This is a genomic window from Clostridium acidisoli DSM 12555, assembly GCF_900176305.1.
GTDB classification, from domain to species: domain Bacteria; phylum Bacillota; class Clostridia; order Clostridiales; family Clostridiaceae; genus Clostridium_I; species Clostridium_I acidisoli.
In genome coordinates this window covers 23,713-32,121 of record NZ_FWXH01000024.1, presented here as the reverse complement: position 1 = coordinate 32,121, position 8,409 = coordinate 23,713, and the positions used below count along the sequence as shown (strand labels likewise).

Genomic DNA, 8,409 nt, shown 5'->3' with positions numbered 1-8,409 from the left:
ATGATTTTGGAGCAATATTTTTAATAATAGTTTTGTCCTTCTTTGCTATGGGAATGGGAGGAACTGAATTTGTATTAAATCATTTAGTTCAATTTAGGAATGCAGGTACGTTTTAAAATATAGTTAGGTCATAATATAAAGAAAGTGCAAAGTAAAGACTAAAGAATTTTATCGTAGCTAAAAGCTAGATAAAAAGATTAAAGAAAGCCTGCGGCTAGATGAAAGATTTGATGATGCTAAAAGCAAATTCTCTCACCATTAACGGCATTACCGTTAATTCTTTAATCTTGCCACTCTGGCAATCTTTCACCTTTTTACTCACGCAGTAGAGTAAAAAGCATTAACCCGTACTTCGCACTTTCTAACTATCAAGAATCAAAAAATATTTATATAACTTGAAATATATAAAATTTTAAATAGTATGACTCATCTGAAGTCCATAATATCGGATGATCAGGAGCTTGAGTTCTAAATTCTACTTGTCTTAAAAGCCTTCCAGCATCTTTTGCAGCAGCTGAAATAGTCTCCTTAAAAAGTTCAGGGTTCATGAAATGAGAACATGAACAAGTCACAAGGTATCCATTTTCTTTTACAAGCTTTATACCTCTTAGATTAATTTCTTTATAACCTCTTTTAGCACTTTTTATAGTATCTCTAGATTTTGTAAAAGCAGGAGGATCTAAAATTACTACATCATAGGTTTTACCTTCGTCAGACCACTCTCTAAGGATATCAAAAGCATTATGACATTCAAATTTAACCCTATGTGACAGCCCGTTAAGCTCCGCATTCTTCCTACAGAATTCAACTGCATGCTCTGAAATATCAATACCAAGAACGCTTTTAGCACCGGCGATACCAGCATTTAGTGCAAAGGAACCAGTATGAGTAAAGCAATCTAATACTTCTGCATCTTTAACTATTTTATGAATTGATTTTCTATTTTCCTTTTGATCTAAGAAAAATCCAGTTTTTTGTCCATCGGCAATGTCAACATAATATTTCACGCCATTTTCAATAATCTGCACCATTGTATTGAAAGGCTCGGTAAGGAAACCTTTTGTTAAAGCTAAGCCTTCCTTTTCCCTAACTCTAGCATCGCTTCTTTCATAAATTCCTTTAGCACCATAATCTGATACTAGTAAATCTACTATAATATCTTTATATTTATCAATACCAAGTGCTAAAGATTGAATTACATAATAGTCCTCAAATTTATCAATAATTAAACCAGGAAGAAAGTCCGCTTCCCCAAATACAAATCTGCAACTACTTGTATCGATTACCTTTTTTCTGTACTCCCAAGCATTGTTTAGCTTTTTTTTGAAGAAGTCTCTATTGATTTCTTCATCTATATCCCTTGTTAAGAGTCTAATTGCAATTTGAGACTGGTCATTTATATATCCTTTTCCTAAAAATTTACCGTCATATGTATATGATTCTACTATATCTCCATTTGTATATTCTCCATCATATCCATCTATTTCATTGGAAAATATCCAAGAATGACCATTTTCAGCTAATATGTTCTTTCGTTTTATTAAATAAAACTTACAAGTCATAAAATAAACCTCCTGTATTTAACATCATAATTTATAATATCTAAAGAATTATAACACATCTGGAAAACAAAAATATCATATTTTAAAATTTTCTTTGACATAGACAGTATGCTAATTTAAACTTGTAATTATATAATAAAACAATTTTGGAGGAAATAATGAGTATACTTACAGTAAAGAATATTAGTCATGGTTTTGGAGATAGAGCTATTTTTGAAGATGTATCTTTTAGACTATTAAAAGGTGAACATGTAGGACTTATTGGAGCAAATGGCGAGGGTAAATCCACGTTTATGAATATAATTACAGGTAAAATAATGCCTGATGAAGGTAAGGTTGAATGGTCCAATAATGTAAGAGTTGGATATATGGACCAACACGCACAACTTGTAAAAGGTCAAACTATAAGAGACGTATTAAAAGGTGCATTTAAATACTTATTTGATCTTGAAACAGAAATGATGAGTGTAACGGATAAGATGGCAGAGGCAGACACTGATACTTTAGAAAAACTTCTTGATAGAATGGGAACAATTCAAGATTTATTAGATAACAGTGGGTTTTATGTAATTGATGCAAAGGTTGAAGATGTAGCAAAAGGCCTAGGGCTTACAGAGGTTGGACTTGATAAGGATGTAACGGACTTAAGCGGAGGGCAGAGAACTAAGGTACTTCTTGCGAAGCTTTTATTAGAAAATCCAGATATTTTACTTTTGGATGAACCTACAAACTATCTAGATGAACAACATGTAGAATGGTTAAGGAGATATCTTGAAGCCTATGAAAATGCCTTCATATTAATATCACATGATATTCCGTTCTTGAATAGTGTAATAAACTTAATATACCATGTTGAAAATAGAAAACTAAACAGGTATGTTGGTGATTATGATAATTTTATGAGGGTATATGAGGCAAATAAAAAACAAGTTGAAGCGGCTTATGAAAGACAACAGGCTGAGATTTCAAGACTTGAAACTTTTGTTGCAAAAAACAAGGCAAGAGCAGCAACTACAGGAATGGCAAGGGCTAGACAAAAACAATTGGATAAGATTGAAAGAATAGAGATAAGTAAAGAAAGACCTAAACCTGAATTTAATTTTAAAGCAGCAAGAGCATCATCAAAACTTATATTTGAAACGGATCATTTAGTAATAGGATATGATACCCCACTTTCAAAGTCATTAAATTTAAAAATGGAAAGAGGTCAAAAGATTGCACTTGTAGGTTCTAATGGACTTGGAAAAACAACACTTCTTAAAAGTCTGATGGGGCAAATACCAGCAATTTCAGGAAGTGTAACTTTGGGTGATTATCAATATATAGGATATTTTGAACAGGAAATAAAAAAGGCTAATTACAATACCTGTATAGAGGAATTTTGGAACGATTTTCAATCGTATAGTCAATATGAAGTAAGAGCAGCGCTTGCTAAGTGTGGACTTACAACAAAACATATTGAAAGTAAAATAACAGTGCTAAGCGGTGGAGAACAGGCAAAGGTTAGATTGTGTAAACTTATTAATAGAGAGACAAATATACTTATATTAGACGAACCTACAAATCATCTTGATGTTGAAGCTAAGGATGAACTTAAGAGAGCTTTAAAAGAATATAAGGGGAGTATACTTTTGGTTTGTCACGAACCTGAGTTTTATCAAGATGTCGTAACGGATGTATGGAATTGTGAGGATTGGACGACAAAAATTGTATAGCAGTTCCATATAACTTTAGCTAACCAAAAAAATATTTTATGATAACAGCAGTGATACTGAAAAGTATCACTGCTGTTTCTATTTTGGAAACTTGATCAATTGTATATAGTGGTCTACCCCCAATCTTAAAATTTGCCAATATATTGTAAAGTTCTTGTGCTATAATATATTTGGAAGTATTTAAAGGAGTGGTTGCCAATGAGTAAGATATTAATATTTCAAAATTTATTTAGAACTACTTCCAATATAACGACTTAATAATATTTTGTTGTAGCTTTAAACTGAATATAAAGTAAGTCTTCATAATATGTAATTAGCTATGTTGGAGTAGTTAAAACCAAACTTAATTTTATGGAGGCAAAGTAAAAAATGAACTTAAAATTAACTAAAAAAAACGAAAATATGGCTGTAAATACAATAAATCATAGACTTGAAACAGAGAGATTAACATTAGTGCCATTACAATCACAGCAGCTTTCATTAGCATTAGAGGATTATGCAAGAATGCAAACAGATTTGGGCTTAAGCGTAATTAATACAATGTTAGATGAAGAAATGGAATATGCTATGAAGGTAAGGTTACGCAAGGTGTTAGAGGATGCTGATAATTACTTATGGTTAACTAATTGGGCTATAATTCATAAAGACAAAAAACAGATAATCGGTTTTATAATACTTAAAGGCTGTCCTAATGAATTTGGTGAGGTAATAGTTGGATATGGCATTGAAGAAAGTCATCAAAGAAAAGGATATGCCACTGAAGCATTAAAGGCATTAATTCAATGGATCTTTAAAAATCCAAAAGCACTTTTTGTGATTGCAGATACGGAAAAAACCAATATGCCATCACATAAGCTTTTGGAAAAGTTAGGTGCAGTAAAGTATAAGGAAACTGACGAAATAGTATGGTGGAGGATTAAAAAACAAAATTTTGTAGTATAGTAACGAAGATTTTTGACGTCTAAGTTATTGATTTCTGCAATATGTTATTTTTAAAAATGCTTATGTTGTCATCAGAAATCCAACCCTTATTGTTTATATTGGTTTTAGAGAAAAATCTAATTTCGTACCAAATTTCTTGGAATACTTCAACAGAATCAAGTATTTCAATATCTAGATTTTTGTCTAGTATACACAAAACCGGAGAATTTTTTAATGGAGAAATATGTAACTTACAAGGATTTTCAATAACTCCGTAAGCGTAATTTGTTGACTTATATAATAAGGTAATATTTTCTGATTTCATTTTTGAACTATTTATATTTTCCTTTAGTGAATTGTTTTGCTTCGTTAAAAGCATTAACTGTCTTTTTTGTAGATAACACAGATTATAAAAATGATATATAATGCCAGTTGAAATTGCAATCAATATAATAAATAATATAAAAATGAACATTTTAACTCCTTAAAATTATTATTAATAAGATTCACTATATTTATAATATATGACCATATATATGAAAAATGCATAAAAAAATATTAAGCAGTTTAGACAAAATCTAAACTGCTTCTGAAATTTCTCTATATCCATTTATATAAATATCAGCGTTATTCATTATGTCCTTTTTCTGATATTCAGAGTAAGAATCATGAACACCTACAACCTTCATTCCTGCGGCCTTTGCCCCCATTACGGCGGGTAAAATGTCTTCAAATACAACACACTCACTAGGACTAACTGACAATTTTTTTGCAGATAGTAAGTAAACATCAGGAAAATCTTTTCCACGATTAACTTCATCAGTAGTAGTTATAACATCAAAAAGGTCATATATACCATGACGTTTAAGAACGGTTTCTAAAAGCATAGTACAATTACTAGTAGCTATAGCTAATTTTATTCCTTTAGCCTTAAGTTTAGAGAGGTACTCTTTAGCGTATGGTTTTAAATTTACATTACTTGCATATTCAATGTATGCTAGGTCATTCCATTCGTTTACAATTTCCTCTATGGAGTCTGATAAATTAAAACGGTTTTTAAAATATAAAGCTGTTTCTTCAAAACTAAGATGTATTATATCATCTCTAAGTTTATCAGGAACAGAGAATCCTCTTTTTTTTAGGTATTTAATATCTATAGTATCCCATACCCACATAGAATCGATTAATGTACCATCCATGTCGAATATGGCAGCACTAATATTTTTTAACATATACATATCACCTCAATTTAAAATGTAGAATTATCACATTAAGTATCCATATACATTATACTATATTAAATATAGTATAAGAAGTAGTTAACGCAATTAGAATTCCAACTAAAACGTCAGATGGATAGTGTACGCCTAAATACATCCTAGATACCCCAACAAAGGTCGCAATAAAGAAACTAATGAATACAAGGTGAGGGAAGGCTAATGACAACATAGTAGCCATAGAAAAAGCACAGGTTGTATGACCAGATGGAAAAGAATAATTGTCAATACCTATTTTTTTTATATTAAGATTTTGTAATATTAAATAAGGCCTGAGTCTATTTACATGGACTTTTATTATTCTAACTATGATAGAACTAATAATAAGAGCAGAGGCAGTATACAGAGATAATGTTCTAGTATAAGGGTTAAAAAAAGTTAATATACAAAATAATATTGCAAAGATACTTGAACCAATGTAAGTTACTAGAGGCATAACGAAATTTAAAAATTTACAATGTATGGAGTTATTAAAAATCATTAAAAGAGCAGTATCTCTTTTTTGAACACGATTTAAAAAAGAATTCATAAGTTCACCACCTAATAAGGATATTATATAGTATGAAAAAGAATTCATCCTGTAAACAATATTTTATAATAAATGTGTTAAAGAAGTTTTAAGGATAAGTTAAAAATTAGAGATTGTTAAGAAAGTTGAATTGAAAAATACAAAAAATTGCGAAGCAAAGTGAAGGGTTTTATCCTTGCTAGGCTCGGATAAAACCCTTCACCTTTGACTAGCAAAGCGCCTGTCAAACACTTCATCTCGCTTTAGCGACCCTTCACCTTTTCACCGCGAAGCATAGGTGAAAACCCTTCACCTGTACTTCGCAATTTATTACTATTATGAATAAACAATGTATTTAGAAAAAACCAACATTAAAAGTGTCTTTCAAATATACTTATCTTTTCTTCATCCATAAAATCACTTGACGAATTTATGCCGATTTTTTTTAATACCTTCTTCATCTGATTGCTATCAATTGAAATTCTTACTTTAGAGTCTTCAGCAAATGCATCAACTTTAAGTTTCCCTTGTTCTCTAGGAATTAAAGCTTTAGGTCCACCAACACATCCACCAATACATCCCATTCCTTCGATAAAGTTAGCATATATTTCTTTATTTTTTGCTTTTTCAAGAATATCTTTGCACTCTTTAACTCCATTAGCTTGTGCACTTATAAAGAGATGTTTTTTTTCTGGGAATAGCCTTGTAACTGCTTCATTTACGGAAATAGATACACCACCAGTACGAGCATACAATCGTCCTTCTCTTGAAGCATAGTCTGTAGATGGATCTTCAGGAAGTTTGCTTGGGTCTATATCTAATGCCTCAAAAATGTCTTTAAGTTCTGCAAAGGTTAGTACAAAGTCTATTGCACCTAAAAGATCTTTATCTTTTCTTTCTGCCTTTTTTGCTATACATGGACCTACAAATACTACTTTACAGTTGCTATTTAGGTTTTTAATAACTCTACCAGCGGCAATCATAGGAGACACAGATGGAGAAACGTATTTAACCATATCACTATAAACTTTTTTTAACATGCCAACCCACATTGGACAACAGCAGGAAGTAATCATAAGGTCATCTTTAGAATTTATTTTTGAATCAAATTCACATGCTTCTTTTAAAGTGAGCATATCAGCAAAAAAAGCAACTTCAACCATATCAGCAAAACCTAGCTTTTTGAAGGCTGTTCTTAAATTATCAATAGTAACAGTAGGACCAAATTGACCTATTATAGCAGGGGCCACTGCAGCAATAACAGGGGTTTTACTCTTTAAAAGTTCAGCAAGGGGAAGGAATTCAACATTATCTAAAATGGAGCCCAATGGGCAACCTTCTACGCAAAAGCCACAATCTATGCACAAATCTTCTGATATCTTAGTGGAACCACTTTCTTCATCAATATAAATTGCATCAAATGGACATGACTTTTGACAGGCTGTAATACCATGTTCATCGGCACATTCCATTTTGCAATTATTTATCTTGTTAACAATTTTATGAGTGTAATTGTACTGATTAATTGCATCTTTTAAAGTTGAAATGTAGTCTTTATTGTCACTGTATTTTAGTTCTACACCACATAAGGAAGAGACAGCTCCGCTTAAAGCCTCTTTATCTATATTTTCATTGGAAAGTAGTTCTGATAAATAAGCATCAAATGTACCATTGTAATATGAACTAACTAAGTTTTTAAAAATACCACTGTATTCTGCTTTCATATGTACTCACTCCTCTTGTAATTTATTATTAATTTTAACCATAGACAATAGGAAATATACTTTAGAATAGCAAGCTAGAAAATTCAGAAAATTTAGTTTTCAATATATAGTATATACTAATAATGTTAAAAAAACTAGAAAAATGTAAAACGTATATTTGAAAGTAAGTTTGGTAATATTTTAGATGTGATATGTTTTTAGGTAATTTAAATAAAAAAAGATAACAGACAATAAGTCTGTTATCTTTTCAGATGGTCGGGGTGACAGGGATTGAACCTGCGACCTCATGGTCCCAAACCACGCGCGCTCCCATCTGCGCCACACCCCGAAGGACATGTACTATTATATACAAAATTTTATGGAAAAGCAAGAGCTATTTTAAAATACTTAATTTAATCTTTATAATATGAAGAAATTGCGAAGTAACCGGTTAAAGATTTTTACTCTACTGCGTGAGTAAAAAGGTGAAAGATTGCTAGAGTGTCAAGATGGAAGAATTAACGGTAATGCCGTTAATGGTGAGAGAATTTGCTTGCAGCAAAATGTCTAGGATGATTTTTCTACGCTATGCTACGAAAAATCTTTGAACTTAAATTTATAAATCTAAAGTATTTTGTACTTCATTTTTTTGACGTAGGAGAAAAAATTTCCTTTACCTGTTACGTAAGTAACTTCTCTCACCTTCGACGGGCTTGCCCTCGT

7 protein-coding genes and 1 tRNA gene are annotated in these 8,409 nt (G+C 31.2%); 2 read left to right on the top strand and 6 right to left on the bottom strand.

The window, feature by feature from the left end:
* Nucleotides 1-386: 386 nt before the first annotated feature.
* Nucleotides 387-1,562 carry a class I SAM-dependent rRNA methyltransferase gene (locus tag B8978_RS17045; protein WP_084117496.1) on the bottom strand — a complete coding sequence of 392 codons (1,176 nt, stop codon included), beginning with the start codon at nt 1,560-1,562 and terminating at the stop codon, nt 387-389.
* 158 nt (nt 1,563-1,720) lie between these two features.
* Here B8978_RS17045 and B8978_RS17040 point away from each other — a divergent pair, with 158 nt between their 5' ends.
* Both B8978_RS17040 and B8978_RS17035 read left to right on the top strand, forming a co-directional pair.
* Nucleotides 1,721-3,277 carry an ABC-F family ATP-binding cassette domain-containing protein gene (locus tag B8978_RS17040; RefSeq protein ID WP_084117495.1) on the top strand — a complete coding sequence of 519 codons (1,557 nt, stop codon included), beginning with the start codon at nt 1,721-1,723 and terminating at the stop codon, nt 3,275-3,277.
* 369 nt (nt 3,278-3,646) lie between these two features.
* On the top strand, nt 3,647-4,219 hold the full coding sequence (locus B8978_RS17035; RefSeq protein WP_084117494.1) for a GNAT family N-acetyltransferase: 573 nt from the start codon (nt 3,647-3,649) through the stop codon (nt 4,217-4,219).
* Between the two features lie 19 nt (nt 4,220-4,238).
* Here B8978_RS17035 and B8978_RS17030 read toward each other — a convergent pair whose 3' ends face one another.
* From B8978_RS17030 to B8978_RS17010, 5 genes are all read right to left on the bottom strand, one after another.
* Nucleotides 4,239-4,673: a hypothetical protein gene (locus B8978_RS17030; RefSeq protein ID WP_084117493.1), complete on the bottom strand. Its 435-nt coding sequence runs from the start codon at nt 4,671-4,673 to the stop codon at nt 4,239-4,241.
* A gap of 103 nt (nt 4,674-4,776) precedes the next feature.
* On the bottom strand, nt 4,777-5,430 hold the full coding sequence (locus tag B8978_RS17025) for an HAD family hydrolase (RefSeq protein ID WP_084117492.1): 654 nt from the start codon (nt 5,428-5,430) through the stop codon (nt 4,777-4,779).
* Between the two features lie 55 nt (nt 5,431-5,485).
* A complete protein-coding gene (locus B8978_RS17020) occupies nt 5,486-6,004 on the bottom strand; it encodes a phosphatase PAP2 family protein (protein ID WP_084117491.1) in 519 nt (172 codons plus the stop codon).
* A gap of 350 nt (nt 6,005-6,354) precedes the next feature.
* The gene (locus B8978_RS17015; RefSeq protein ID WP_084117490.1) at nt 6,355-7,707 is read right to left on the bottom strand and encodes a [Fe-Fe] hydrogenase large subunit C-terminal domain-containing protein; all 1,353 of its coding nucleotides are present in this window, start codon (nt 7,705-7,707) and stop codon (nt 6,355-6,357) included.
* Between the two features lie 252 nt (nt 7,708-7,959).
* Nucleotides 7,960-8,035, bottom strand: a tRNA-Pro gene (locus B8978_RS17010).
* Between the last annotated feature and the right edge of the window lie 374 nt (nt 8,036-8,409).